Annotated in this window: 18 protein-coding genes; 8 read left to right on the top strand and 10 right to left on the bottom strand. The window is 63.3% G+C overall.

The annotated features are described in order from the left end of the window. The first annotated feature begins 78 nt into the window (after positions 1-78). A complete protein-coding gene (locus C4Q27_RS14250; RefSeq protein WP_020191475.1) occupies positions 79-684 on the top strand; it encodes a hypothetical protein in 606 nt (201 codons plus the stop codon). Between the two features lie 3 nt (positions 685-687). Here the strand turns inward: C4Q27_RS14250 and C4Q27_RS14245 are convergent, their stop codons facing one another. From C4Q27_RS14245 to putP, 9 genes are all read right to left on the bottom strand, one after another. Next, the gene (locus C4Q27_RS14245) at positions 688-1,779 is read right to left on the bottom strand and encodes a glycosyltransferase (protein WP_104886978.1); all 1,092 of its coding nucleotides are present in this window, start codon (positions 1,777-1,779) and stop codon (positions 688-690) included. 37 nt (positions 1,780-1,816) lie between these two features. Next, complete coding sequence (locus tag C4Q27_RS14240; protein WP_010955517.1) at positions 1,817-2,590, bottom strand: glycosyltransferase family 2 protein; 774 nt, start codon at positions 2,588-2,590, stop codon at positions 1,817-1,819. Between the two features lie 65 nt (positions 2,591-2,655). Beyond that, the gene (locus tag C4Q27_RS14235; RefSeq protein WP_003249439.1) at positions 2,656-3,612 is read right to left on the bottom strand and encodes a glycosyltransferase; all 957 of its coding nucleotides are present in this window, start codon (positions 3,610-3,612) and stop codon (positions 2,656-2,658) included. 48 nt (positions 3,613-3,660) lie between these two features. Next, positions 3,661-5,064, bottom strand: coding sequence for a PIG-L deacetylase family protein (locus C4Q27_RS14230; protein ID WP_064492587.1), 1,404 nt, complete (start codon positions 5,062-5,064; stop codon positions 3,661-3,663). Then, positions 5,061-5,957: an antimicrobial resistance protein Mig-14 gene (locus C4Q27_RS14225; protein ID WP_064492588.1), complete on the bottom strand. Its 897-nt coding sequence runs from the start codon at positions 5,955-5,957 to the stop codon at positions 5,061-5,063. Before C4Q27_RS14225 ends, C4Q27_RS14230 begins: the two co-directional genes overlap by 4 nt. After that, a complete protein-coding gene (locus C4Q27_RS14220) occupies positions 5,957-7,087 on the bottom strand; it encodes a glycosyltransferase (protein ID WP_104886977.1) in 1,131 nt (376 codons plus the stop codon). Before C4Q27_RS14220 ends, C4Q27_RS14225 begins: the two co-directional genes overlap by 1 nt. Continuing rightward, positions 7,071-8,828 carry a carbamoyltransferase gene (locus C4Q27_RS14215; RefSeq protein WP_003249431.1) on the bottom strand — a complete coding sequence of 586 codons (1,758 nt, stop codon included), beginning with the start codon at positions 8,826-8,828 and terminating at the stop codon, positions 7,071-7,073. Before C4Q27_RS14215 ends, C4Q27_RS14220 begins: the two co-directional genes overlap by 17 nt. A gap of 192 nt (positions 8,829-9,020) precedes the next feature. Continuing rightward, positions 9,021-9,857 (bottom strand): 23S rRNA (adenine(2030)-N(6))-methyltransferase RlmJ, encoded by an 837-nt coding sequence (locus tag C4Q27_RS14210; RefSeq protein WP_010955521.1) that lies wholly within the window; start codon positions 9,855-9,857, stop codon positions 9,021-9,023. A 106-nt stretch (positions 9,858-9,963) separates the two neighbouring features. After that, a complete protein-coding gene (gene putP / locus C4Q27_RS14205) occupies positions 9,964-11,442 on the bottom strand; it encodes a sodium/proline symporter PutP (RefSeq protein WP_041167205.1) in 1,479 nt (492 codons plus the stop codon). Positions 11,443-11,797: 355 nt separating this feature from the next. Here putP and putA point away from each other — a divergent pair, with 355 nt between their 5' ends. Further along, entirely contained in the window at positions 11,798-15,751 is a 3,954-nt protein-coding gene (gene putA, locus C4Q27_RS14200) for a trifunctional transcriptional regulator/proline dehydrogenase/L-glutamate gamma-semialdehyde dehydrogenase (protein WP_012053883.1), read from the top strand. Between the two features lie 994 nt (positions 15,752-16,745). On the opposite strand, the gene C4Q27_RS14190 is transcribed toward putA, so the two are convergent. Next, positions 16,746-17,429 carry a hypothetical protein gene (locus tag C4Q27_RS14190; RefSeq protein WP_104886976.1) on the bottom strand — a complete coding sequence of 228 codons (684 nt, stop codon included), beginning with the start codon at positions 17,427-17,429 and terminating at the stop codon, positions 16,746-16,748. Positions 17,430-17,571: 142 nt separating this feature from the next. Here C4Q27_RS14190 and C4Q27_RS14185 point away from each other — a divergent pair, with 142 nt between their 5' ends. From C4Q27_RS14185 to C4Q27_RS14160, 6 genes are all read left to right on the top strand, one after another. Further along, positions 17,572-19,374 carry an acyl-CoA dehydrogenase gene (locus tag C4Q27_RS14185; protein ID WP_104886975.1) on the top strand — a complete coding sequence of 601 codons (1,803 nt, stop codon included), beginning with the start codon at positions 17,572-17,574 and terminating at the stop codon, positions 19,372-19,374. Between the two features lie 31 nt (positions 19,375-19,405). After that, positions 19,406-20,848 carry a TldD/PmbA family protein gene (locus C4Q27_RS14180; protein ID WP_104886974.1) on the top strand — a complete coding sequence of 481 codons (1,443 nt, stop codon included), beginning with the start codon at positions 19,406-19,408 and terminating at the stop codon, positions 20,846-20,848. Then, positions 20,848-22,167 (top strand): TldD/PmbA family protein, encoded by a 1,320-nt coding sequence (locus C4Q27_RS14175; protein ID WP_104886973.1) that lies wholly within the window; start codon positions 20,848-20,850, stop codon positions 22,165-22,167. The genes C4Q27_RS14180 and C4Q27_RS14175 overlap by 1 nt, the downstream gene beginning before the upstream one ends. Before the next feature lie 109 nt (positions 22,168-22,276). Beyond that, on the top strand, positions 22,277-23,704 hold the full coding sequence (gene mdtD / locus C4Q27_RS14170) for a multidrug transporter subunit MdtD (protein WP_003249408.1): 1,428 nt from the start codon (positions 22,277-22,279) through the stop codon (positions 23,702-23,704). A 112-nt stretch (positions 23,705-23,816) separates the two neighbouring features. Beyond that, the gene (gene dbpA, locus C4Q27_RS14165) at positions 23,817-25,154 is read left to right on the top strand and encodes an ATP-dependent RNA helicase DbpA (RefSeq protein WP_230065385.1); all 1,338 of its coding nucleotides are present in this window, start codon (positions 23,817-23,819) and stop codon (positions 25,152-25,154) included. 122 nt (positions 25,155-25,276) lie between these two features. Beyond that, positions 25,277-26,458 (top strand): NAD(P)/FAD-dependent oxidoreductase, encoded by a 1,182-nt coding sequence (locus C4Q27_RS14160; RefSeq protein ID WP_020190675.1) that lies wholly within the window; start codon positions 25,277-25,279, stop codon positions 26,456-26,458. Positions 26,459-26,529: the final 71 nt, after the last annotated feature.

Below are 26,529 nucleotides of genomic sequence, written 5' to 3'. Positions count from 1 at the left end.
ACACCATCCATGGTGCTACAGCATTATTTTCGGCATTATTGCCGGTCATTTTGCTCGCCAGACGACAAGGCTCTATTCATGCAATGCTCCCGGCTCACCCAGGTCGACTTCGATCAGCTGACACTCGGCGCACAGGTGCTTGAGGCAGACAGCCATGGCGCCAAAGTCTACCTGCTCACAGATGGAAATTTCCTCAAGGTTTTTCGTAGGAAGCGTCTGATTTCATCTGCACTGCTACGTCCTTACTCGCAGCGCTTCGTCGATAACGCCGCGCGCCTGGCGCAACTGGGCATCCCTACCCTCGAAGTGATCAGCCAGCACAAGCTCGACCTGCCGGGCCGCACTGCGGTGCTGTATCGCCCGCTACCCGGGCGAACGCTGCTGCAGATGTCGCGCGATGACGGCTTCAGCTGGGACACTTACCTGCCACGCCTGATCGAACTGATCCGTCAGCTGCACCGCAGCGGCATTTATTTCCGCTCGCTGCACCTGGGCAACGTGGTGGTCACCCCCGACCAGCGTCTGGGTTTGATCGACGTGGCCGACATGCGCTTTTTGCGCCCGCCACTGTCGGCCCGCATGATTCGACGCAATGTGCAGCACATGGTGCGCTATATCGAGCGGGAGAACCTGGGCGACCGGTTCCCCCTTGCCGCCTTCGAGGCAGCCTTGCTGACACGCTGAAGGTCAGCTGCGCAACAGGCTCTGCGAGCCGCTGCAGAACGCCTGCCAGGCCTGCTCCGGTGCCAGTGCCTGGCGCTGCTTAGCGGCGATCGTCGATGCACTGAGCGCCGTACAGCGCTCGATCGCCTCAGCCCAGGCGCTTTCGTCGGCAACCGGCAGGTAGCCACCCGTGTCGCGCAACTGCTCGCGAAACACTTCCAGGTCGCTGCACACCACCGGTACATCGGCCATCACCGCCTCTTGCACCACCAGCCCCAGGCCTTCGGAACGCGAAGGTACCAATAGCCAGTCGAATGCCCGATACAGCTGCTGCAGGTCTTCGCGATGACCGCGCAGATGAACGCGCTCGGCCAGGCCCAACGCGTCGATACGCTGCTGCAGCACGGCATGCTGCGGCCCCTCGCCAATGATCGCCAGCTGCAAGCCCGGTTGCCGTGCACTGGCCCTGGCGAATGCCTCGATCAGCATTTCGAAGCCTTTGCTCTCTACCAATCGCCCTACCGCACCCAGCATCACCTCGGCGTCCTGAGGCAACTTCAGCGCCTGCCTGGCCTGGTCCCGGCTCAGCAAAGGCTCGACGAATGCAAGCGGGTCGAGCGCCATGCGCAGCGTCTGCACCGGCCTGCCCAGGTCACGCTCCAACGACTCGGCCAACGTCTGTGATACCGCCGCGATACTCAGACGCTCGGACGGAAAACTCTGCAACAAGCGGATATCGCTGGCATGCAGACGCGTCTTGCCATGGAACAGGACCTTGGCACGTACGTGCCCGATGCGTTGCAACAACGGCAGCACCAACCGGGCGACGCCAATACCATCGAGCAGCACCACTTCTGCCCCGGCCTCGGCCAATGCCTTGCGCAAGCGCATGCGCAGCCACGGGCGCAGCAAGCGCCACAAGTGCCGCCCTTTGAGCGCACGTGAGGGCATATGCCATTCCCGGGTCGAACCGAGCCCACAGCAGAGCCCGCTCCCCAGCAGCAGCCAGTTACTGATCCGGGCATCGGCACCCGCGTTCGACAAGACCTGCCGGTGCACCTTGTGGATGGACATGTACGGCGTTCCACCCGCCCACATCATATTGACGATGTTCATGGGCCCTCTCCCGCTCAAGTCAGGTGGGACAGCGACTTCATTGAACAAAAATGGTGATTCCCATGCCGATCAAGGCCCCCGCAACCAGCGTCAATGCCAGCTTCAACCGATCACGCTGACGACGCTTGGCCTTACGCTCCACTTCAATGGGCAAGGTCACGTGATTGCCGAATCCAGTGTGCAATACTGCGTCACCCTCCAAGGTGACCGCTGTCAGATTTAACTCAGCGTAGCGGCGGGAAAGCGCCTTTTCTCCAGCATAGGCGGCAAATGGCGCACAGCGCTGGTAATCGCTCAATCGGCGCAGCCCAGGGTTGAGCGAGAACGCCTGCCACTCGGCCTTGTCGGACAGCAGCGGATAGCACGGCACCCCAGCGATCACCTGGCGATCGCCCAAGTGGATGTACGGGCTGTGGATGGCCAGGTCGTGGGCATGGCTGCGCAACCAGACCTGCAAGATGTTGGGACTGACATCCAGGATGGCCTGCGAGTCTTCGACAAAGCCTTGGCGATAGAATTGCCAGTCGTCTTCGCAGTGAAAAATGTACGGCGTCTTGACCTGGCTGTAGGCCAAGTCGATAGACGGCAACTGGCCAAGTTTGGGCCGGTTGACGAACACCTTGCAGTGCGGCTTCCAGTGCGCCGGCACAGCGGCATGCACAGCATCATCGCCAGAGTCTTCGGTGATGAATACCTCGCGAATGGGCGCGGTGTTGTAGCGATCGAAACTCTCAAGGGTGTCTTTGAGCAGATCGAACCGCCCACAACTGGTCACGACGAGCGTGACGTCACTCTCATTTGAAAAGCGCACCGGATTCCCTCCGCATTACGACTATCGGCCTTCAACAACCCGCTCCTGGGCGTGAAAGCTCTTGTTTAGATGCCCAGCTTCAGACGCAGCCGCTGCCATGCAGACAATGGCGGGTGGGGCCTGAGCGCCGGGCGCATGTGGTCGACGATGCTACGTCCAACTGCGCCGAAACTAAAACGGGAAACCGCCAGATGGCGGCCATTTTCTGCAATCTGCCGGGCTAGCTCGGGGTTCGCGCGCAAACGACGGAGCTTTTCCTGAAGGGTCGGGATGTTGTCATAGAACACCACGTTGTGCATGTCTTGCAGGCCCAGTGCACGGTTCTCTTCCTCGCCCTGGTCGTATGCCAGCAGCACACAGCCACAGGCCATGGCTTCGAAGTTCTTGATCATGTATTCGCCCATGCCGACATCGGCACTGACGAAGAAACGAATACGGTTGAGCGTGTTGCAGTAGTCCTCGCCCGACTTGGTACGGGTTACCAACAGGTTCTCGACCTGCCCCAACTCGTCCAGCAGTGCCTTGCGGCCGCTGTAGGCCACGCTGTTGACGCTGCCGACAAAGGCCAGTTCGATATCACGCTCACGCCCTTGGTCAGCCAGCAACTGCTCGTCATAGCCCTTGGGCACGAACACCGCGTCGAAACCTTCCTGGCGCAAGCGCTCGCTGACCATGTAGCCGGAGCTGATCACCCGCGCCCATGGCAACTGGCGGTAATGAGCGCTGAACTTGCCGGTGTACTTGCACGGGATGTAGTTCTGGTAGGCGTCGTGCTCGAGAATCACCAGGTTCGGCACAGTGCGGATGAAGGCCACCTGACGGATCTCCTGCTTGAAACGCAGGAAGAACACGATGCGGTCATAGCGCTCGACTTGCACCTCACGCTTGAAGTAACGGCGCAGGTTGCGCTGATCCTGGCTGGTCAACCAGCGCAGGTCGCACTCGCAGTTGGCCGCGACGCCATCGTACAGGCGGTCAAGAATCGCCCGCTGTTCCTTCTGCACCAGAAATAGGACTTTCATTGCTTTCCTTGGGCGCTCTGCGCCTTCGCGGTCAACCATGGGGCGTGCTTACAGCTCACGCCGCCAGAACAGTTCGTGTCGGCGCACGGCCTTGCGGAAGAATTCGTTCTCCCCATAAGGCGATGGCTGTCGCCCGGCAAGCCAGCGTTGCAGCAGGCGGCGCAGGCGGCGCTTGAACGGTGCCGGCGGCTGCAGGTCATGCATCATGCCCAGGGCCATCGCCTTGTCGCGCTGGGTCGCGCAGTCCAGCACCAGACTGCAGGGTGCCCAGGCCTGGGCAGCGCTCAATTGCGGCGGTAAAGCCACGCCATCGCCACTGTCGCCCATCGGCCAGCGGTCGTTATCGTGCAGGTGGTTGGCGTAGCACAGCAAGGTTTGCGGCTGCCAGGCCATGCCTTGCAAGGCTTCCAATACCGCCGCCTGAGCGCAGATATGGTCCGGATGGGGGTCTAGCTGCGGGTGCGGCATCACCAGCACCTCTGGTTTGGCCAGCTCCAGCAAGGCTCGCAGGTCGGCCAGCAGGTTGTGCCAGGTGGGTGCGCCATCACGGTCGCCCGGTAACGGGAACGGGTTGAACTGGCGGAACACGCGGATATCGGCCAGGTCGGCTTCACGTGAGGCGGCCGGCTGGTCGGGTGCTGCCTGCATGGCAGGCAGCTGCAGGCAAAAGTAGCCCAGCTGTATGCAACGCGACTCCGGCACGCCGGCCCAACGCGGCACGACGATGCTGTCCCAGGCACGCAGGCGCCCCTTCAGGCGCGCGGCCTCGGCCTTTGCCAGGCCCATCTGCTGGTAGTGCTCGGCCTCTATCTCACCGGCGGTCAGGGTCACCACCCAGCTTTCGTCGGCCTGGCTGTACAAACCATACGCGGCCAACTCGGCGTCGTCGGCATGTGGCGCGATCACCATCACCCGGCGCCGCTGCAGCTCGACCGAGGGGGTTATCCACAGGCGCAACTGACCCTGCAGCCGGCAATGCCGGCCGCGCAGTCGCAACGTACCGGCCTGCAGTGGCGCAGCAAGACCCGTCAGGTTAAGGAAGCGCACGCCATCGACGCCACGCTCGAACGCTTGCCGATCGGCCTGTTCGCCATCCAGCAGCTCGACCCGAGGGTCGAGAAAGCGCCCCAACCACCTGCTTTTTAGCCGCAGTTCAAGCACCAGGGTTTCGTCGCCCTGCAACGTGCAATCAGCCTTGAGCCAGCCATCGTGCAGGCTGGCAGGAACCTGCTGCACCTGATCGCCGAAGTCGTAGGCATAGTCCTCACCCGGTGCATAGAACAGGTGGTCGGCAAACCAGGCCTCATGGGCAGCCCAGAGCAGCGGCAACAACAGCAGTGGCAGCCACCACCAGCTGAAAACACCGAGGGCGACCAGCGCAACCAGGCCCGCCAGCAGCCCCAGGCGTTTGTTGTGCCGGTGGCGCTTGAGCAACTGCTGCTTGCGGCTCACGCTTGATACACCGGCACAGGGTTGCACCAGCGGTCCTTGTACTCACGGTCAGCACGACCGAAAGAGAACCGCAGCGGCTTGTTGCGCGACCGGGCGTCTTCCCAGGCGGCCTGGGTATTGAGGAAGCTCAGCACGCTACCTGGGCTGAAGGCCTTGGTTTCAGGGTCGACGCCGCCATTGATGTACTCGACGCTGATCCACTCCGGCGCTTCGACGCGGTACACCAGCTGGATGGCAATCGGCTTACCGTCCAGCAGCAACACCGAGCCGATCAGCAGCTCACGCAGGCGCTCCAGCACATCGGCCATACGCTCGGCACCGGTAGCCGGGAACCCCCAGCGGCGCAGGAACAGGTCGCAGTACATGCTGGCGATTTCCTGGGCACTGAAGTCGCTGATCGGGCGTACCACGCCACCCGCCTCTTCCAGCAGGCGCAGTTCACGGCGCTGGTTGTAGCGGAACTTCTTCGACAGGTCTTCAGGCGCCCGGGCCATGGCCAACTGCTCCTTCTGCGCCTTGAGGCCGCTGAAGCGGCCCTGGTTCAGTTCGGACAGGTAACGCATTGTATGGCGCAACGGCGCAGCGGCATCAGACGCCGCCGGCAGAATGATCTCGGCATTACCGAGGTCGAACAGGGCCTTCTTGCCAGCACGCTTCAGCACGTCCTTGGACAGCGCCAGGTGACGCCCCCAGGCCGGGATGGCGGCTTGCAGCTCGCCAGCCTGGTACCAGCCCAGGTAACGCACCGGGATCTGTGCCAGGTCCGCCAGTTGCTCGACCACCAGCGGATGGGTGGCGACACTGCCGCCAAAGCGCGCCCATACCTGGGCATAAGCATTGGCATCGATAGCTTGCCAACCGCGTTCGCGGAAGGCCTGGATACGATTGAGCATCAGGCCTGCCCCACCAACGCGCGCACCTGTGGGAGTTGCCAGAAGGCCTCGCGCACCGCCTGGTCAGAGAAACGCTCACCCAGGCGCTGCAGCATGTGCCTGGCACAGGCCTGGCGCTGCCCAGCGTCCAGTATGGCCATGTGCTGCAGGCCCTGGGCCAGCTGCGCGGCGTCGCCCAGCGGGAACAGCACGCCAACGCCCTCGACCACTTCGCGAGCACCGCCACAGGCCGTGGCCAACACCGGCACACCGGCAACCATCGCTTCGAGCAGGACCATGCCGAACGGCTCGTGATCGGAACTCAGCGCGAACACGTCGAAAGCCTGGAAATAACGGCGCGCATCCGGTACCTGGCCAAGAAAGTCGACTTGCCCGGCAATACCAAGCTCGGCGGCCAACGCCTTGAGCTTGGCCTCCAGACGCCCCTTGCCGAGGATTGCCAGGCGGGCGCCAGCCGGCAGCCCCGGCAATGCCTGGGCAAAACCGCGCAACAGGGTGGCCTGGTCCTTGTCCGGGTGCAGGCGCCCGACATTGCCGACGATCCATGCCTGAGGATCCAGGCCCAAGGCCTGGCGTGCGTCAGCGCGCGGCACCAGGGCTGCTTGCAGGGCGTCAATGTCGATGCGGTTGTACAGGGTCTGGATGCGTTCGGCCGGCCACTGCGGCAAGCAACGGCGCATATCGTCACGTACCGCATCCGAAACGCCCAGCAGGCTCAGACGCTTGCTGAACAGGTTCGCGAACAGGCGGCGGCCTTTGCGCTGGTAGTCGCCAAAGGCATGGTGCACACCAATCACCGGCAGGCCGGTCCCCAGCAGGGCAACGTAGATCGGCTTGAAGCGGTGGGCGATGCAGAAAGCGAAATTGCGCTCGGCCGCAATGCGCCGCAATGCGCGGATGGCGCCGAGTTTCAGGCCACGCACGGCCTTGGAACTGAACTCAAGGAAGAGCACCTCGTCCGACGCACAGCCAGCCGCCACCTGCGCATCGGCGGCGCCGGTGAGGAATACCGTGGTCACCTGGTACCCACGCCCCTGAAACAGGCTGGCGTACTGACGGGCGCAGTCCAGGAACGGCCCGTCATAGCCATGGCAGAACTGCAGGATGCGCGGTTCAGAGCGGCTGGTCATACGGGGCCGCGCCGTCCTTCACAACCAGGATGTCTTCCATGATCAGGTACTGCAGGTCCGAGCCGAAGAACATATTCAGGGCATCGGTCGGCGAGCAGATCATCGGTTCACCACGACGGTTCAGCGAGGTGTTCAGCGACACGCCGTTGCCAGTCAGGTCTTCCAGTGCCTTCATCATGTCGTAGTAGCGCGGGTTGTACTCGCGCTTGAGCACCTGGGCACGCGAAGTGCCGTCCTCATGCACCACTTCCGGCACGCGGGTCTTCCACTCTTCAGCGACTTCGAAGGTGAAGGTCATGAACGGCGCGGGATGGTCGACCTTGATCATCTGCGGGGCGACAGTGTCGAGCATCGACGGGCAGAAAGGTCTCCAGCGTTCACGGAACTTGATCTGGTGGTTGATGCGGTCAGCCACGCCTTCCACGCTTGGGCAGCCGATGATCGATCGGCCACCCAGGGCACGCGGCCCGAACTCCATGCGGCCCTGGAACCAGGCTACCGGGTTGCCATCGACCATGATCTGGGCGATCTGCTGCGGCATGTTCTCGAGTTTGCGCCACTTCGGCTGGTTCGGGTGACGGGCGCAGGCGGCGATCACGTCTTCGTTGGAGTACGACGGGCCGAGGTAGACGTGCTCCATCTTCTCGACCGGAACGCCACGGGCGTGGGAAACATAGGCAGCGGCGCCAACGGCAGTCCCGGCGTCGCCGGAGGCCGGCTGGACGAACAGCTCTTTCACGTCCGGACGGGCGATGATCTTCTGGTTGAGCTTGACGTTCAGCGCACAGCCGCCGGCGAAGGCCAGCTTGCCGGTTTCGCGCAGGGTGTCGCCCAGGTAATGGTCGATCATCTGCAGCGCCAGTTTCTCGAACAGCGCCTGCATGCTGGCGGCGTAATGGATGTACGGCTCGTCGGCGATGTCGCCTTCGCGCTTGGGGCCCAGCCATTCGATCAGCTTTGGCGAGAAGTAGAAGCCCTTGCCCTTCTCTTTATAGCGGCGCAGGCCGATAACGTTGGCGTACTCGGTGTTGATGACCAACTCGCCGTTTTCGAAGCTGGCCAGACGCGAGAAATCATACTTGCTGGCGTCGCCATACGGCGCCATGCCCATGACCTTGAACTCGCCATCGAGCATTTCGAAGCCCAGGAACTCGGTAATGGCACCGTAAAGGCCACCCAGCGAGTCCGGGTCGAAGAATTCCTTGATCTTGTGGATCTTGCCGTTTTCGCCGTAACCAAAGAAGGTGGTGGCGTACTCGCCCTTGCCGTCAATGCCGAGGATTGCGGTTTTTTCCTTGAAACCCGAGCAATGATAAGCGCTGGAAGCGTGGGCCAGGTGGTGCTCGACCGGCTCGATCTTGACCTTTTTCGGGTCGAAGCCCAGTTGCTCCAGGCACCAGACGATCTTCTTGCGATAGCGCTTGTAGCGACGGTTGCCCATCAGGATGGCATCGAGTGCACGATCCGGGGCGTACCAATAGCGCTTGGCATAGTGCCACCGCGCCTTGCCGAACAGGCTGATCGGGGCGAACGGGATGGCTACCACGTCGACGTCGGACGGCTTGATGCCTGCCTGTTCCAGGCAGAACTTCGCCGACTCGTAGGGCATGCGGTTCTTCGCATGCTTGTCACGCACGAAGCGCTCTTCTTCGGCGGCGGCAATCAGCTTGCCGTCAATGTACAGGGCCGCGGAAGGGTCATGGCTAAGGGCGCCGGACAGGCCAAGAATCGTCAATGCCAAGGGATTAGCCTCTTCATTCGGTAAAAATGCGCCAGCGGCCTCTTGGGCGGATGGCGGCTAAAGGGCGGGATTATAACGCAAACATTGGAGGCACACCGCCCCCTTGTAGGAGCGGGTTCACCCGCGAAGCAGGCAACGCGGTGGATGGCACCGGCGTCGCCGGTGTTCGCGGGCAAACCCGCGCCTACAGGCTTACTCGGCGATCAGCCAGTCCATGCGGTAACTACCGGCGGTCTGTGCCAGCTCTTTGGCCAGCCATGGCAGCAGCTCCTTGAGTTCATCCTCCAGCCCCCATGGTGGGTTGGCGATGGCCAGGCCCGAACCATTCAGGCCCTGCGGGCTGTCCTGGTGATGCACATACAGCTCGACCCGCAGCAGCTTTGGCGCGCCGGTGCTTGTCAGGTCCTGGTAGTAGCGGGTCAGCGAGCGCTGGTCCTTGATCGGATACCAGATGGCCGCAACGGTCTGGCGCATGCGGCCGATCGCTTCTTTCATGGCCGTGGTGCAGCGCTTGAGCTCATCGGCCTGCTCGAACGGCGGGTCGATCAGCATGATCGCGCGCTTTTCCTGCACCGGCAGCAAGGCCCGCGGCACATGCCAGCCTTCACCCAGGTGCACGGTCACGCGCGGGTCTTTTTTCATGTTTTCCTTGAGGAGCGGCCCGTCTTCGGGGTGCTTCTCGTTGAGCAGGGCGCGGTCCTGCTGGCGCATCAGGCGACGGGCCAGTTCGGGCGACCCCGGGTAGTAGCGCAGCTCGCCATCGGCATTCAGGCGCTTGATGATGCGCAGGTAGTCGTCGGCCATGGCCGGCAGGTCATCGCGATTCCACAGGCGGGCTACGCCTTCCAGGTACTCGCCGGTACGGCTTGCCTGGTCGCCTTGCAGGTCGTACAGGCCGAGCCCTGCGTGGGTATCGATATAGGCGAACGGCTGCTCCTTGCGCGACATCAGGGCGATGAGGCGGGTCAGCACGATGTGTTTGAGGACGTCGGCGTGGTTGCCGGCGTGGAAGGCGTGACGATAGTTCATGGCAACTCCTGCGAAGGCGGCAAGTTTACCTTGCCTTGCAGGCGGAGTCAGGCCTGGCTGCTGATTGGCGGCACCCGCAAAGCAGGCGCCGCCAATTCAACGGGTGTTACTTGTCGGCGTGATACGCCGCATCAGCAGCTTCGAAGCGCTTGACCATCGTCTGCGAAGGGCTGCCCAGCTTGCTCACCAGAACAATGGCGATGCTGGCGAACAGGAAGCCCGGGATGATTTCGTACAACCCGAGGGTGTCGAAGTTCTTCCACAGGATCACCGTCAGCGCACCCACCACGATACCGGCCAGCGCACCGTTACGGGTCATGCCTTTCCACAGCACCGAAATCAGCACCACCGGGCCGAAGGCGGCACCGAAGCCAGCCCAGGCATAGGCCACCAGGCCCAGCACGCGGTTTTCCGGGTTGGCGGCCATGGCGATGGCGATCAGGGCCACGGCCAGCACCATCAGACGGCCGACCCACACCAGTTCGACCTGCGAAGCATTCTTGCGCAGGAAGGCTTTGTAGAAGTCTTCGGTCAGGGCACTGGAGCACACCAGCAGCTGGCAGCTCAGGGTACTCATGACTGCGGCCAGGATGGCCGACAGCAGGACACCCGCAATCCATGGGTTGAACAGGATCTTGGCCAGCTCGATGAACACACGTTCGTGGTTCTCGCTAACCGGGCCTGCCAGCTCAGGATGGGCCGAGAAGTAGGCAATGCCGAAGAAGCCAACGGCACAGGTACCCGCCAGGCACAGGATCATCCAGGTCATGGAAATGCGGCGCGCCTTGGCGATCGACTTCACCGAATCAGCGGCCATGAAGCGCGCCAGGATATGCGGCTGGCCGAAGTAACCCAGACCCCAGCCCATCAGCGAGATGATGCCGATGAAGGTGGCACCCTTGAGCATGTCGAAGTTCGCCGGGTTCACCGCCTCGATAGCGGCGAAGGTCTGGTCGAAGCCACCGGTGGAGATCAGCACGATTACCGGGGTCAGGATCAGCGCGAAGATCATCAGCGAAGCCTGTACGGTATCGGTCCAGCTCACCGCCAGGAAGCCACCAACGAAGGTGTAGGCGATGGTCGCCGCCGCACCAGCCCACAAAGCGGTTTCGTACGACATGCCGAAGGTGCTCTCGAACAGACGGGCACCGGCCACGATGCCGGAGGCACAGTAGATGGTGAAGAACACCAGGATGACGATGGCGGAAATGATACGCAGCAGCCCGCTATTGTCTTCGAAACGGCTGGAGAAGTAGTCCGGCAGGGTCAGCGCGTCACCGTTGTGTTCGGTCTGCACGCGCAGCCGGCCTGCCACGAACAGCCAGTTCAGGTAGGCACCCACTGTCAGGCCGATGGCGATCCAGGCCTCGGACAGGCCCGCGAAGTAGATGGCACCGGGCAGGCCCATCAGCAGCCAGCCACTCATGTCGGAGGCACCGGCAGACAGCGCGGTAACCACGCTACCCAGGCTGCGACCACCCAGAATGTAATCGGAAAGGTTGTTGGTAGCGCGATAGGCGGCGAAGCCGATCAGCACCATTGCTGCGATGTAGATCACGAAGGTGATCGTTAGTGGATTGCCCATGCGTGTGCCCTGGCGTTTGTTTTTATCATGCGCAACCACAGCGTTGGTGGTTGCACCCAGGCGGCGAATGCTATGCAACAACGCAAAGAAGGTGCAACCATTTTTCTTTTGCAAGTTGCACCTGCCCGTGCATTTTCCGACAAAGCCCACTTCTTGCTCCTTTCGGGAGCAAAAAACCGCTTTTTCAGAATAAATCGCACCGAAAGCGCCCCTTTTCAGGGTATGGGAATAGCTGTCGGACGAGTTGCACCTTTCACACGAAAAAATCGGGTTGCACCTGGTTGCACCCGAATTGTCCTACAGATACTCTTGACGCCAGCTTAGGCCACAACCGTGGCAATAACGAGGATAAGAAATGGCGACTACCACCCTTGGGGTCAAACTCGACGACCCGACCCGTGAGCGACTCAAAGCAGCTGCGCAGTCCATTGACCGCACGCCGCACTGGTTGATCAAGCAAGCGATCTTCAACTACCTGGAGAAGCTCGAGGGTGGCGCCACCCTGACCGAACTCAACGGTCATGTCAGCAACCTGGCCGACGATGCCGGTGAAGTCCAGGCTGACCACAGCCACCAGTGCTTCCTCGAATTTGCCGAAAGCATCTTGCCGCAGTCGGTACTGCGCTCGGCGATCACCGCTGCCTACCGCCGACCGGAGCAGGAAGTGGTGCCGATGCTGCTGGAGCAGGCGCGCCTGAGCGCGCCACTGGCCGAAGCCACCAACAAGCTGGCCGCGGGCATTGCCGAAAAACTGCGCAACCAGAAAAGCGCCGGCGGCCGTGCCGGTATCGTCCAGGGCCTTCTGCAGGAATTCTCGCTGTCGTCTCAGGAAGGCGTGGCGCTGATGTGCCTGGCCGAAGCCCTGCTGCGTATCCCCGACAAAGGCACCCGTGATGCGCTGATCCGCGACAAGATCAGTACCGGCAACTGGCAGCCGCACCTGGGCAACAGCCCGTCACTGTTCGTCAACGCCGCCACCTGGGGGCTGCTGCTGACCGGCAAGCTGGTCAGCACCCATAACGAAACCGGCCTCACCTCCTCGCTCACCCGCATCATCGGCAAGAGCGGCGAACCGATGATCCGCAAGGGCGTCGACATGGCCATGCGCCTGATGGGTGAGCAGTTCGTCACCGGCGAGACCATTGCCGAAGCCCTGGCAAACGCCAGCCGTTTCGAGGCCAAAGGCTTCCGTTACTCCTACGACATGCTCGGCGAAGCCGCACTGACCGAACACGACGCGCAGAAGTACCTGGCGTCCTACGAGCAGGCCATCCACTCGATCGGCAAGGCCTCGCATGGCCGTGGCATCTATGAAGGCCCAGGCATCTCGATCAAGCTGTCGGCACTGCACCCGCGCTACAGCCGGGCCCAGTACGAGCGCGTGATGGAAGAGCTGTACCCGCGCCTGCTGTCGCTGACACTGCTGGCCAAGCAGTACGACATCGGCCTTAACATCGACGCCGAAGAAGCCGACCGCCTGGAGCTTTCGCTGGACCTGCTCGAACGCCTGTGCTTCGAGCCATCCCTGGCTGGCTGGAACGGCATCGGCTTCGTTATCCAGGCCTACCAGAAGCGCTGCCCGTACGTGATCGACTACGTCATCGATCTGGCCAAGCGCAGCCGCCACCGCCTGATGATCCGCCTGGTAAAAGGCGCCTACTGGGACAGCGAGATCAAGCGTGCCCAGGTCGAAGGCCTGGAAGGCTACCCGGTCTATACCCGCAAGGTGTACACCGACGTGTCCTACGTCGCCTGCGCCCGCAAGCTGCTGGCCGTGCCAGAAGCCATCTACCCGCAGTTCGCCACCCACAACGCCCACACCCTGTCGGCCATCTACCACATTGCCGGGCAGAACTATTACCCGGGCCAGTACGAGTTCCAGTGCCTGCACGGCATGGGCGAGCCGCTGTACGAGCAAGTGGTCGGCAAGATTGCCGATGGCAAGCTGAACCGCCCGTGCCGCGTGTATGCACCGGTCGGCACCCATGAAACGCTGCTGGCCTACCTGGTGCGCCGTCTGCTGGAAAACGGCGCCAACACCTCGTTCGTCAACCGCATCGCCGACCACTCGATTTCCATCCAGGAACTGGTCGCCGACCCGGTGGCCAGCATCGAGCGCATGGGTACCCAGGAAGGCAGTATCGGCCTGCCGCACCCACGCATTCCCCTGCCGCGCGATCTGTATGGCACTGAACGGGCCAACTCGGCCGGCATCGACATGGCCAACGAACACCGCCTGGCATCACTGTCCTGCGCCATGCTGGCCACCGCTCACAATGACTGGAAGGCTGCCCCGCTGCTGGCCTGCGCCGCCAGCGAGAGCGCTGCCGCACCGGTGCTGAACCCGGCAGACCACCGCGACGTCGTCGGCCATGTGCAGGAGGCCACCGTTGCCGACGTGGACAACGCCATCCAGTGCGCACTGAACGCCGCGCCGATCTGGCAGGCCACCCCGCCAGCCGAACGTGCTGCCATTCTGGAGCGCACCGCCGACCTGATGGAGGCCGAGATCCAGCCGCTGATGGGCCTGCTCATCCGCGAGGCCGGCAAGACCTTCGCCAACGCCATCGCCGAAGTGCGTGAAGCCGTGGACTTCCTGCGCTACTACGCGGTGCAGGCACGTAACGACTTCAGCAACGACGCCCACCGCCCGCTGGGCCCTGTGGTGTGCATCAGCCCGTGGAACTTCCCGCTGGCGATCTTCACCGGCCAGGTGGCCGCAGCCCTGGCTGCCGGCAACCCGGTACTGGCCAAGCCTGCCGAGCAAACCCCGCTGATCGCCGCCCAGGCCGTGCGCCTGCTGCTGGAAGCGGGCATCCCAGAAGGCGTGCTGCAGCTGCTGCCGGGCCGCGGTGAAACCGTCGGTGCCGGCCTGGTCGGAGACGAGCGCGTCAAAGGCGTGATGTTCACCGGCTCCACTGAAGTGGCCCGCCTGCTGCAGCGCAACGTCGCTGGCCGCCTGGACAACCAGGGCCGCCCGATCCCGCTGATCGCCGAAACCGGCGGCCAGAACGCGATGATCGTCGACTCCTCGGCACTGACCGAACAGGTCGTGATCGACGTGGTGTCCTCGGCCTTCGACAGTGCCGGCCAGCGTTGCTCGGCCCTGCGCGTGCTGTGCCTGCAGGAAGACTCTGCCGACCGCGTGATCGAAATGCTCAAGGGCGCCATGGCTGAAAGCCGCCTGGGCTGCCCGGACCGCCTGGCCGTGGACATCGGCCCGGTGATCGATGCCGAAGCCAAGGCCGGCATCGAGAAGCACATCCAGGGCATGCGCGAGAAAGGCCGCCCGGTCTACCAAGTCGCCATTGCTGATGCTGCCGAGATCAAGCGCGGCACCTTCGTCATGCCAACCCTGATCGAGCTGGACAGCTTCGACGAGCTGAAGCGCGAAATCTTCGGCCCCGTACTGCACGTGGTGCGCTACAACCGCCGCAATCTGGACCAGCTGATCGAGCAGATCAACAACTCCGGCTACGGCCTGACCCTCGGCGTGCACACCCGTATCGACGAGACCATCGCCAAAGTGGTGGAAACCGCCAACGCCGGCAACATGTACGTCAACCGCAACATTGTGGGTGCAGTGGTGGGCGTGCAGCCGTTCGGTGGTGAAGGCCTGTCTGGCACCGGCCCGAAAGCCGGCGGCCCGCTGTACCTCTACCGCCTGCTGTCGACCCGCCCGGCCGATGCCATTGGCCGCCACTTCCAGCAGCAGGACGGCGAAGGCAAGCCGGACCGCACTCTGCACGAACAGCTGGTCAAGCCACTGCACGGCCTGAAGGCCTGGGCCGAGAGCAACCAGCTGGCTGATCTGGCCGCGCTGTGCAGCCAGTTCGCCAGCCAGTCGCAGAGCGGCATCGCTCGCCTGCTGCCAGGCCCGACCGGCGAGCGCAACAGCTACACCATTCTGCCGCGTGAGCACGTGCTGTGCCTGGCCGACAACGAAACCGACCTGCTGGCGCAGTTCGCCGCGGTACTGGCCGTTGGCAGCTCGGCGGTGTGGGTTGACGGTGAACCGGGCAAGGCCCTGCGCGCCCGCCTGCCGCGTGAGCTGCAGGCCAAGGTGAAGCTGGTCGCGGACTGGAACAAGGATGAAGTGGCGTTCGACGCCGTGATCCACCATGGCGACTCGGACCAGCTGCGCGGCGTATGCCAGCAGGTGGCCAAGCGTGCCGGGGCGATCGTTGGGGTGCACGGGCTGTCCAGCGGGGATCACCAGATTGCGCTGGAGCGCCTGGTCATCGAGCGCGCGGTGAGCGTGAACACTGCAGCGGCGGGTGGTAACGCCAGCCTGATGACCATTGGCTAATGGCTGAGGGTTGTTGAAGAAGAAGGAGAGCCTCGGCTCTCCTTTTTTATGCGTGCATGTCCTGAAGCAGGGGCTGGACTAACAGGTGCTCACCAGAACGTGGTCATGCCAACGGTGACTTGGGTGTCTTCTGTTGTTACCGTTTATCCCCTGGAAATTCTCGGCTGCCTGGGCCGGTCCTTTCGCGGGTAAACCCGCCCCTATACACATGCACAGGCCGTCGTGTAGGAGCGGGTTCACCCGCGAAGAGGCCGGACCTGCCGGCCAGTTTCTACCCGTCGTTCACCGTTGCCGCCACCACCGTATTCGCGGGTAAACCCGCTCCTACACCGGATCGCTGGCGGACACAGGTCGGTGGCTGGACACGGGCCGTCGTGTAGGAGCGGGTTCACCCGCGAAAGGGCCGGCCCTGCTGGCCAATTACCACCCGCCATTCACCGTTGCCGCCGCCACCGTATTCGCGGGTAAACCCGCTCCTACACCGGATCGCTGGCGGACACAGGTCGGTGGCTGGACACGGGCCGTCGTGTAGGAGCGGGTTCACCCGCGAAAGGGCCGGCCCTGCTGGCCAATTACCACCCGCCATTCACCGTTGCCGCCGCCACCGTATTCGCGGGTAAACCCGCTCCTACACCGGATCGGTGGCGGACACAGGTCGGTGGCTGGACACAGGCCGTCGTGTAGGAGCGGGTTTACCCGCGAAAGGGCCGGGCCTGCTGGCCAATTTCCACCAGACGTTCACCGTTGCAGCTGCCACCGTATTCGCGGGTAAACCCGCTCCTACCACTGATCGGTGGTGGACACACATCGGGGGTTGGACACAGGCCGCTGTACGGTTTACCCGCGAAAAGGACCAGCCTAGACAGGCATATCAAAAAAGCCTTGCAGCAGGCTTCTACCCCAGCATCGTATTGTCTTCAAGGCAAGTGAAAGCGCGGGGTGGATCGGGGACTATCCGGAGCTCCCCTCAGACAGAGCTCCGGCCAAAAGTTGCTCAAACCATTGGTGAAAGCGCAATCAAAGCAGACAGCTGTGCTGCCATAAGCCCAATACCCAACAGCATCCAAAGCCAATTTGCCAGCGTGAACCGGCTGTTGGCCTTCCCTTCTTTGTCACCCGCACTGAAATTGATGCCCTTCTGCATGAACACCAGAATGATCAGCCAAGCTACCTGAATGGCTAAACCCGCAAAATAGGCCGGCCACAGCTGGCCTTCCAACACGACGCCGGCAGCCACCCAGACAACGCAAAAACCGTAATAGCCCAGCGTGAGCCCCAGGATGGACCACGGATAGGTTTTACCTGAGTCGCGAATATGGTCATTTGCCCTTCTCAATAATGGATAGATGAAGAACACTGCAAAAGCGCTTCGCCAGAGCGGACTTACGCGCTCTCCCGTTTTCTCTCTATGCAGACTCCAACTTTGATAGAAGCAGTAAACCCAGTAGAAGCCCAAGGTAAAGAAAGTCATTACGCCAAATTTCATGGGTGAGACTACGAAGAAGGGAACCTGGTTGCCGTTGGCCTCAGCCAAGTCAGCGGGGTGGGCATCACTCATCTGAAACGTTTCCTTGTGAACACCAAAAAGCACATTCAAGGCCAACTGACATTCGATCCGCAGCAGTCCATTTCCGATCGGGATTGTGGGAAACGTCTCTATGTTGTTCCGAGCAGGCATTACACGACCTGACCTTGCGTTGGTTTCACCAATAACCGGCAGGCTTCCCGGCGTTCTCAACCCATATCACGCAAACCTATTAACCTGTCCCCAGTCTCACCACGCTCCTACACTCGCAGCATCCCGCCTCAGGACCGCCACCATGCCCGAGACCTTGCTCAGCCCCCGCAACCTCGCCTTCGAGCTCTACGAAGTCCTCGACGCCGGAGCCCTGACCCTGCGCCCGCGCTTCGCCGAGCACAGCCGTGAAACCTTCGATGCGGCACTGACCACCGCCCGCACCATCGCCGAAAAGTATTTCGCCCCGCACAACCGCAAGGCCGACGAAAACGAACCACGCTACGTGGACGGCCGCGCCGAGCTGATCCCCGAAGTGAAGCCCGCCGTCGATGCCTTCCTCGAAGCCGGCTTCCTCAACGCCAACCGGGACTTCGAGGTCGGCGGCATGCAGCTGCCCAGCCTGGTCTCGCAAGCCTGCTTCGCCCACTTCCAGGCCGCCAACGCCGGCACCACGGCCTACCCGTTCCTGACCATGGGCGCGGCCAACCTGATCGAGAGCTTCGGCTCCGATGAACAGAAGCGCCTGTTCCTGCAACCGATGATCGACGGCCGCTACTTCGGCACAATGGCGCTGACCGAACCCCACGCCGGCTCGTCGCTGGCCGACATACGCGCCCGCGCCGAACCAGCAGGCGACGGCAGCTACCGGCTCAAAGGCAACAAGATCTTCATTTCCGGCGGCGACCACGAACTGTCGGAAAACATCGTGCACATGGTGCTGGCCAAGCTTCCGGACGCCCCGCCCGGGGTCAAGGGCATTTCGCTGTTCATCGTGCCCAAGTACCACGTTAACCCGGACGGCAGCCGCGGCCCGCGCAACGATGTGCTGCTGGCCGGGCTGTTCCACAAGATGGGCTGGCGCGGCACCACCTCGACCGCGCTGAACTTCGGCGACAATGGCCAGTGCGTCGGCTATCTGGTCGGCCAGCCGCACCAGGGCCTGGCCTGCATGTTCCAGATGATGAACGAGGCGCGGATAGGCGTAGGCATGGGCGCGGTGATGCTGGGTTACGCCGGCTACCTTTACTCCCTGGAATACGCTCGCCAGCGGCCGCAGGGCCGGCTGCCGGACAACAAGGACCCACACAGCCCGGCGGTACCGATCATCGAGCACACGGATGTGAAACGCATGCTCCTGGCGCAGAAGGCCTACGTAGAAGGCGCCTTTGATCTGGGCCTGTACGCCGCGCGCCTGTTCGACGACACCCATACGGCCCCTGACGAAAACGCCCGCAAACCGGCGCAGGACCTGCTCGACCTGCTGACCCCGATCGTCAAATCCTGGCCCTCGGCGTTCTGCCTCAAAGCCAACGAACTGGCGATCCAGATTCTTGGCGGCCACGGCTACACCCGCGAATACCCGGTGGAGCAGTACTACCGTGACAATCGCCTGAACCCGATCCACGAAGGCACGGAGGGTATCCAGTCGCTCGATCTGCTCGGCCGCAAGCTGGCACAGCACAATGGTGCCGGCCTCAAGCAATTGATCCGCCTGATCGCCGCCACCTGCGAGCGCGCCAGCCATCACCCGAACCTTGACCCACTGCGTCAGCCGCTGGAGCAACTGGCCAACCGCCTGCAAGGCGTAACCCTGGCCCTGCTCGGCGACCTGGCCCAAGGCAAAGTCGCTGGTGCCCTGGCCAACTCTGCCTTGTACCTCAAGGCCTTCGGCCACTGCGTGATCGGCTGGCGCTGGCTGGAACAGGCGGTTCACGCCGAGCTTGGCATGCTCAAGGGAACGGCTGCTGATCGCGACTTCTACCTCGGCAAGCTGCAAGCTGCGCGTTATTTCCTGACCTGGGAAGTACCGGGCTGCCATAATGAGCTGGCATTGCTCGAGGCACACGACGATACCTGCCTCGGCATGCAAGACGGGTGGTTCTAGGGGGAGCCACCGTGTACACGGAGGCATCCGCATGTTCGATTCCAGCGCCCTGCTGCGCCAGCGCTTTGCTGCGCTGCGCAGTACGGCCGAGTTGTTTTCCCTGCGCCATGTGAAACAGTCGCACCAGGCGCTTTCGGTTCGCCGCAACGTCGCCGAACCACCCTTCTTCAACCAGGATGAGGGCGCCATGCTCACCGTGCGGGTCAATGGCGTGGAGGCCTACGCTGCCACCACCGACCTGTCCCAGGCTGGCCTGCAGCGCGCCCTTGAGCAAGCCGAGGCGCTGGCGCGGCAGATCGCCCGGCACAGCCTGCTGGACCTGCGCGAACACGCCGTGACCAGCGCACGCCACGACCATGTTTCGCCCAACTTCGACCAACCCGTGCCCAGCCTCGCCGACTGCCTTGGCCTGCTCGCCGCCGAATCGGCCAGCGTGCCCAAGGACAGCCGCTTGGTGGACTGGCAGGCCAGCCTGGGGCTGAGCCTGGTCGAGCAAACCTACCTGAACTCGGCCGGCGCCGAACTGCGCCATGCCCAGCGCTTCCTGTTCCCGGGCCTGGGGGTGACCGCCAGCGACGGCCAGGACAGCCAGAGCCGCAGCCTGGGCCGCGACAACTTCGGCCAACAGGGTGGTTTCGAGATCATCGAGCGCTGCGGCCTGGTCGGCGCGGCCAGCCGGGTGGCCGACGAAGCACTGCAACTGCTGCTGGCACCGAACACCCCCAGTGGCCCGCGCGACCTGCTGTTGATGCCGGACCAGATGATGCTGCAGATTCACGAATCCATCGGCCACCCGCTGGAGATGGACCGCATTCTCGGCGACGAGCGCAACTACGCCGGCACCAGCTTCGTCAAAGCCAGCGACTTCGGCCACCTGCAGTACGGCTCCAGCCTGCTGAACGTGACCTTCGACCCGACCATTGGCGAAGAGCTGGCCAGCTACAGTCATGACGATGACGGCACCCCGGCCAGCAAAGCGTTCCTGATACGCGACGGCCTGCTGCTGCGCCCGCTGGGTGGCGCGCTGTCGCAGTTCCGCTCTGGCCTGGACGGCGTGGCCAACAGCCGTGCCTGCGGCTGGAACCGCGCGCCGATCGACCGCATGGCCAACCTCAACATCGAGCCGGGCGACCAGTCTTTCGAGCAACTGATCGGAGGCATCGAGCACGGCATCCTGATGCGTACCAACCGTTCCTGGTCCATCGACGATGCGCGCAACAAGTTCCAGTTCGGCTGCGAATGGGGCCAGTTGATTGAAAATGGCGAGCTCAAGGGCATCGTCAAGAACCCCAACTACCGCGGCATCTCCGCGCAGTTCTGGCGCAACCTGTCGGCGGTTGGCGACCACAGTACCTTCCAGGTGCTGGGCACGCCCAACTGTGGCAAGGGCGAACCCAATCAGGTGGTGCGGGTCGGCCACGCCTCGCCGGCCTGTGTGTTCCGCCAGATCGATGTATTCGGAGGAGACGCGTGATGAAACAGGCTTTCGAAACCCTGGTCGGGGAGGTGCGCACCGCCCTTCAGGCGGGCGAGCAGTTCACCCTCGGTTACAGTGCCGAGCAATCGCAGTTCGTGCGTTTCAACCATGCCAAGGTGCGCCAGGCCGGCGAAGTAAACCAGGCCACTGTGCAATTGCGGCTGATCCACGATGGCCGCCAGGCTGAACAGCAAGTGACCTTGAGTGGCGATGCGCAGCTGGACCGCCAACGCCTGGCGGATGCCCTGGAGCAGCTGCGCCAGACACTGCCGCTACTCGCCGTCGACCCTTACCTGCGGCTGGACGAGAGCCCCTGGCACAGCCATAGCCAGCAAGCGCAGGCGCTGCCAGACCTGAACGAAGTGCTGGCACTGCTGGAGCGTGATGCCGGTGACCTGGACCTGGTCGGTATATACGCCGCTGGCCCGGTCTGCCGGGGCTTCGCCAGCTCGTTCGGCGCTTTCGGCTGGCACCAGGCCAACAGCTTCAACTTTGATTGGAGCTTGTTCCACCCAAACGGCGAAGCGGTGAAAGCCAACTATGCCGGCCAGCTGTGGAACGCCGACGACTTCAGCGCACGCCTGCGCCAGGCGCGGGAGCAATTGGGCTTTCTTGGGCGCCCGGCGGTGACCCTCAAGCCAGGCAGCTACCGCGCTTTCCTGGCGCCGGCAGCGATGGACGAGATCGCCGGCATGTTGTGCTGGGGCGGTTTTTCCGCGCAGGCCCTGGCGACTGGCAACAGTGCCTTGCAGCGCCTGTACAACGGCGATGCGCGGCTTAGCCCGCTGGTGAGCTTTACCGAGCAGGTCAGTGGCTCGTTGAGCCCGGCGTTTTCCGATGAAGGCTCGCCGCGCCTGGATGTGCCGTTGATTCAGCAAGGAGAGGCGCTGCAACGGCTGATCAGTGCGCGCAGTGCGGCCGAATTCGGGCTGCTGGCCAATGGCGCCGACAGCTACGAGTCGCCTTGCGCGCTCAGCCTGGCGCCGGGTAGTTTGCCCACCGAGCAAATCCTGCAGCGGCTTGGCACCGGGCTGTACATCAGCAACCTGTGGTACCTGAACTACTCGGACCTGCCAGCGGCGCGCATGACCGGGCTGACCCGCTTCGCCACTTTCTGGGTAGAAGACGGGCAGATCCAGGGGCCGGTGAGTACCATGCGCTTCGATGACAGCCTGTACAGCTTGCTGGGCAGCCAGCTTGAGGACCTGACCCAGGAGCGCGAGATGATCCTGTCGACAAGTACTTATGGACAGCGCAGTACCGGGTCGAGTCATTTGCCCGGGGCACTGGTCAAAGGCCTGACCCTGACATTGTGACTGGACTTGCCGGCCCTTTCGCGGCTAAAGCCGCACCTACAAGGAACGCGTAACCCCTGTAGGAGCGGCTTTAGCCGCGAAAGGGCCGGCACTGACAAACGAGGACGTCATGCCCGAACGCACCCCGCTGGACCCCGTCACTGCCCGCTGGATCCCTTGGGTGGTGGCCATCGCCTTCTTCATGCAGTCCCTGGACGGCACCATCCTCAACACCGCACTGCCGGCCATGGCCCGCTCGTTGGCCGAAGACCCCTTGCGCATGCAGGGTGTGATCATTGCCTACATGCTCACCGTGGCCCTGCTGATCCCCGCCTCAGGCTGGATCGCCGACCGTTTCGGCACCAAGCGCATCTTCTTCAGCGCCATCTTGCTGTTCAGCTTTGGCTCGCTGCTGTGCGCTGCAGCCAACAGCCTTGGCTTCCTGATCTTCGCCCGCGTGGTGCAGGGCCTGGGCGGTGCGCTGATGCTGCCGGTCGGGCGGCTGGTGGTGCTGCGCGCCTACCCACGCAGCGAGCTGGTGCGGATCATGAGTTTCATCACCATCCCCGGCCTGCTCGGGCCATTGCTGGGCCCAACGGTCGGTGGCTGGCTGGTGGAAATCCTCAGCTGGCACTGGATCTTCCTGCTCAACCTGCCAGTCGGCCTGCTTGGCTGCATTGCCGTGTGGAAGTTCATCCCGGACTTGCGCGGCGCCGAGCGCACCACCTTCGACGGCCCTGGTTTCCTGCTGTTCGGCGCAGCGATGGTACTGATCACCATTGCCATGGAAGGCCTGGGCGAGCTGCACCTGCCGCACTTGCGGGTAATGTTGCTGCTGTTCGCCGGCATGGCCTGCCTGGCCGCGTACTGGCTGCGCGCCGGGCGCGACCCGGAGCCGCTGTTCTCGCCCAGCCTGTTCCGCGTGCGTACTTTCGCCATCGGCATCCTCGGCAACCTGTTCGCCCGCCTGGGCAGCGGCGCGCTGCCGTTCCTGGTGCCGTTGCTGCTGCAGGTCGCGCTGGGCTACTCACCCGCCCAGGCCGGCATGAGCATGATCCCGCTGGCGGCGGCGGCCATGCTGGCCAAATCCATTGCCCGACCGCTGATCGAACGGTTCGGCTATCGCATCATCCTCACCGGCAATACCTTGCTGCTGGGCATCCTGCTGGCAAGCCTGGGCCTGGTGGACGAGCAGACCCCTTATTGGCTGCTGTTGGTGCAACTTGGCCTTCTGGGTGCAGTGAACTCCATGCAGTTCACTGCGATGAACACAGTGACGCTCATCGATCTCGACGACGCCAGCGCCAGCAGCGGTAACAGCCTGCTGTCGGTGGTCGCGCAACTGTCGCTGAGCCTGGGTGTGGCCTGCGCCGGCGCACTGTTGGGCGGCTTTACTGCGGCAGGCAGCGCCGAAGGCGTGGAAACCACCCTGGGCGCGTTCCAGCTGACCTTCGTCACCATCGGTGTAATGGCCATGCTGGCAGCGGCGATCTTCCTGCAGCTGGCGCCGACGGACGGAAGGCGTGCCCGTCGTCCGGAACAACACATGGAGTCGTAGGGCGAATGGCCACGAGGCTGGTAGACTATGCGGCATTTTTCGCTTCGCACCGCAGGCCCGCCTCGTGACCACCGAATCCACCGCCTTTGCCACCTTGCCGCTGTCCACTGCCATGCTGGCCAACCTGGAGGCCCTCGGCTATGCCTCGATGACGCCGATCCAGGCCCAGAGCCTGCCTGTCATCCTTAAAGGCCAGGACCTGATCGCCCAGGCCAAGACCGGTAGCGGCAAGACTGCCGCTTTCGGCATCGGCCTGCTCAACCCGATCAACCCGCGCTACTTCGGCTGCCAGGCGTTGGTGCTCTGCCCTACCCGCGAACTCGCCGACCAGGTGGCCAAGGAGCTGCGCCGCCTGGCCCGTGCCGAGGACAACATCAAGATCCTGACCCTGTGCGGCGGCGTTTCGCTGGGCCCACAGATCGCTTCGCTGGAGCACGGCGCGCACATCATCGTCGGCACCCCAGGGCGCATCCAGCAGCACCTGGACAAAGGCACTCTGGTCCTGGACGGGTTGAACACCCTGGTGCTGGACGAAGCCGACCGCATGCTCGACATGGGCTTCTTCGACGCCATCGCCAGCATCATCGGCAAGACCCCGTCGCGCCGCCAGACCCTGCTGTTCTCGGCCACCTACCCGGCCGGCATCAAGCAACTGGCCGCCGACTTCATGCGCAACCCGCAGCAGGTCAAGGTCGAAAGCCTGCACACCGACAACCAGATCGAGCAGCGTTTCATCGAGATTGACCCGCAGCAACGCCTGGAAGCCGTCACCCGCGTGCTCGGCCACTACCGCCCGCAGTCGTGCGTAGCGTTCTGCTTCACCAAGCAGCAATGCGAGGACGTGGTCGCCCACCTGACCGCCAAGGGCATCGTCGCCCAGGCCCTGCACGGCGACCTGGAGCAGCGCGACCGTGACCAGGTGCTGACCATGTTCGCCAACCGCAGCAGCTCGGTGCTGGTGGCTACCGACGTGGCCGCGCGCGGCCTGGACATCGATGGCCTGGACATGGTCATCAACGTGGAGCTGGCGCGTGATGCCGAAATCCACGTGCACCGCGTGGGCCGTACCGGCCGCGCCGGCGAGAAAGGCGTTGCGGTCAGCCTGGTGGCACCGGCCGAAGGCCACCGCGCCCAGGCCATCGAAGCGCTGCAGAAGAGCCCGCTGCGCTGGGACCAGCTGGACAGCCTGAAAAACAAGGGCGGCGAGCCCCTGCTGCCGGTGATGACCACACTGTGCATTGCCGCTGGCCGCAAGGACAAGCTGCGCCCTGGCGACATCCTGGGGGCCCTGACCGGTGATGCCGGCATCCCGGGCAAGCAAGTGGGCAAGATCGCCATCTTCGACTTCCAGGCGTTTGTGGCCGTGGAGCGGGCGCTGGCCAAGCAGGCCATGCAGCGGCTGAACAGCGGCAAGATCAAGGGTCGCGCCCTGAAAGTCCGCATTATCTAAAGCCAGGCAAAGCCCCCTGTAGGAGCGGGTTTACCCGCGAACGCGGCAGTAAATGCATCGTCGCATTCGCGGGTGAACCCGTTCCCACAGGGTTCAGCATTTCAAATCTGAAGGTTCATACCGTGCACTCCACCGACGTGATCATCCTTGGCGCCGGCGCCGCCGGCCTGATGTGCGCCCAGCTCAGCGCCCGTCGCGGCCGCCGGGTGCTGCTGCTCGACCACGCCAACAAGCCAGGCAAGAAAATCCTCATGTCCGGCGGCGGGCGTTGCAACTTCACCAACCTGTACACCGAGCCGGCCAACTTCCTTTCGCACAACGCGCACTTCTGCAAGTCGGCCCTGGCCCGCTACACCCAGTGGGACTTCATCGAGCTGGTGTGCAAGCACGGCGTGGCGTACCACGAGAAGAAGCTCGGCCAGCTGTTCTGTGACAACAAGGCCAGCGACATCCTCGACATGCTGCTGGCCGAGTGCGACGAGGCCGGTGCCGAGATCCGCATGCACACCAGCATCGAACAGATCGAGAAGACCGAAAGCGGCTACCTGCTGCAGACCAGCGGCGGCCAGTTCGCCTGCCAGTCGCTGGTCATCGCCACCGGCGGCCTGTCGATCCCGACCCTGGGCGCCACCGGTTTCGGCTACCAGGTGGCCCGCCAGTTCGGCCACACCCTGCTGCCAACCCGCGCTGGGCTGGTGCCATTCACCATCACCGAGCCCCAACTCAAGGCGATGTGCACCGAGTTGTCCGGCACCTCGCTGGACTGCACCGCCAGCTGCAATGGCACCAGCTTCCGCGAAAACCTGCTGTTCACGCACCGCGGCCTGAGCGGCCCGGCAATCTTGCAGATCTCATCGTTCTGGGAAGCCGGTGACACGGTCGAGATCAACCTGTTGCCCGACCGTGATGCGCTTTCCTGGCTGCAACAGATGCAGGCCGAACGCGCCAACGCCGAACTGAAGACCGTGCTGGGCGAGGTGTTCACCCGCAAGCTGGCCAACTTGCTGGCCGAGCAGTGGTTCGAGTCGAAGCCAATGAAGCAGTACACCCCGGCGGAACTGGCGCAAATCGCCGAAAAGCTGGCGAACTGGCAAGTTGTACCGGCCGGCACCGAAGGCTACCGTACCGCCGAAGTGACCCTGGGCGGCGTGGATACCCGCGAGGTGTCGTCCAAGACCATGGAATCGCTGAAAAGCCCCGGCTTGTACTTCATCGGTGAAGTGCTGGATGTCACCGGCCACCTGGGCGGTTTCAACTTCCAGTGGGCTTGGGCATCGGCGAACGCCGCCGCGCAGTTCGTGTAGAGTAGAATCCTTTCAGCAGCACGGAACGCTTCTTGCTGGCCCGTGCTTGGCGCCGTTATTGGGGCCGCTGC

It is taken from the genome of Pseudomonas sp. SWI36 (assembly GCF_002948105.1).
In the GTDB taxonomy this organism is placed as follows: domain Bacteria; phylum Pseudomonadota; class Gammaproteobacteria; order Pseudomonadales; family Pseudomonadaceae; genus Aquipseudomonas; species Aquipseudomonas alloputida.
This window is presented reverse-complemented; position numbering and strand designations above follow the sequence as displayed.

Bases quoted from the DNA above. Each gene is read 5' to 3' on its own strand.
- C4Q27_RS14190 (WP_104886976.1), bottom strand. From the start codon at position 17,429: ATGCCTGCTCGGAACAACATAGAGACGTTTCCCACAATCCCGATCGGA.
- C4Q27_RS14180 (WP_104886974.1), top strand. From the start codon at position 19,406: ATGTTCGATTCCAGCGCCCTGCTGCGCCAGCGCTTTGCTGCGCTGCGC.
- putA (WP_012053883.1), top strand. From the start codon at position 11,798: ATGGCGACTACCACCCTTGGGGTCAAACTCGACGACCCGACCCGTGAG.
- mdtD (WP_003249408.1), top strand. From the start codon at position 22,277: ATGCCCGAACGCACCCCGCTGGACCCCGTCACTGCCCGCTGGATCCCT.
- C4Q27_RS14235 (WP_003249439.1), bottom strand. From the start codon at position 3,612: ATGAAAGTCCTATTTCTGGTGCAGAAGGAACAGCGGGCGATTCTTGAC.
- C4Q27_RS14175 (WP_104886973.1), top strand. From the start codon at position 20,848: ATGAAACAGGCTTTCGAAACCCTGGTCGGGGAGGTGCGCACCGCCCTT.
- C4Q27_RS14185 (WP_104886975.1), top strand. From the start codon at position 17,572: ATGCCCGAGACCTTGCTCAGCCCCCGCAACCTCGCCTTCGAGCTCTAC.
- C4Q27_RS14220 (WP_104886977.1), bottom strand. From the start codon at position 7,087: ATGACCAGCCGCTCTGAACCGCGCATCCTGCAGTTCTGCCATGGCTAT.
- C4Q27_RS14245 (WP_104886978.1), bottom strand. From the start codon at position 1,779: ATGAACATCGTCAATATGATGTGGGCGGGTGGAACGCCGTACATGTCC.
- putP (WP_041167205.1), bottom strand. From the start codon at position 11,442: ATGGGCAATCCACTAACGATCACCTTCGTGATCTACATCGCAGCAATG.
- C4Q27_RS14250 (WP_020191475.1), top strand. From the start codon at position 79: ATGCAATGCTCCCGGCTCACCCAGGTCGACTTCGATCAGCTGACACTC.
- C4Q27_RS14225 (WP_064492588.1), bottom strand. From the start codon at position 5,957: ATGCTCAATCGTATCCAGGCCTTCCGCGAACGCGGTTGGCAAGCTATC.
- dbpA (WP_230065385.1), top strand. From the start codon at position 23,817: ATGCTGGCCAACCTGGAGGCCCTCGGCTATGCCTCGATGACGCCGATC.
- C4Q27_RS14210 (WP_010955521.1), bottom strand. From the start codon at position 9,857: ATGAACTATCGTCACGCCTTCCACGCCGGCAACCACGCCGACGTCCTC.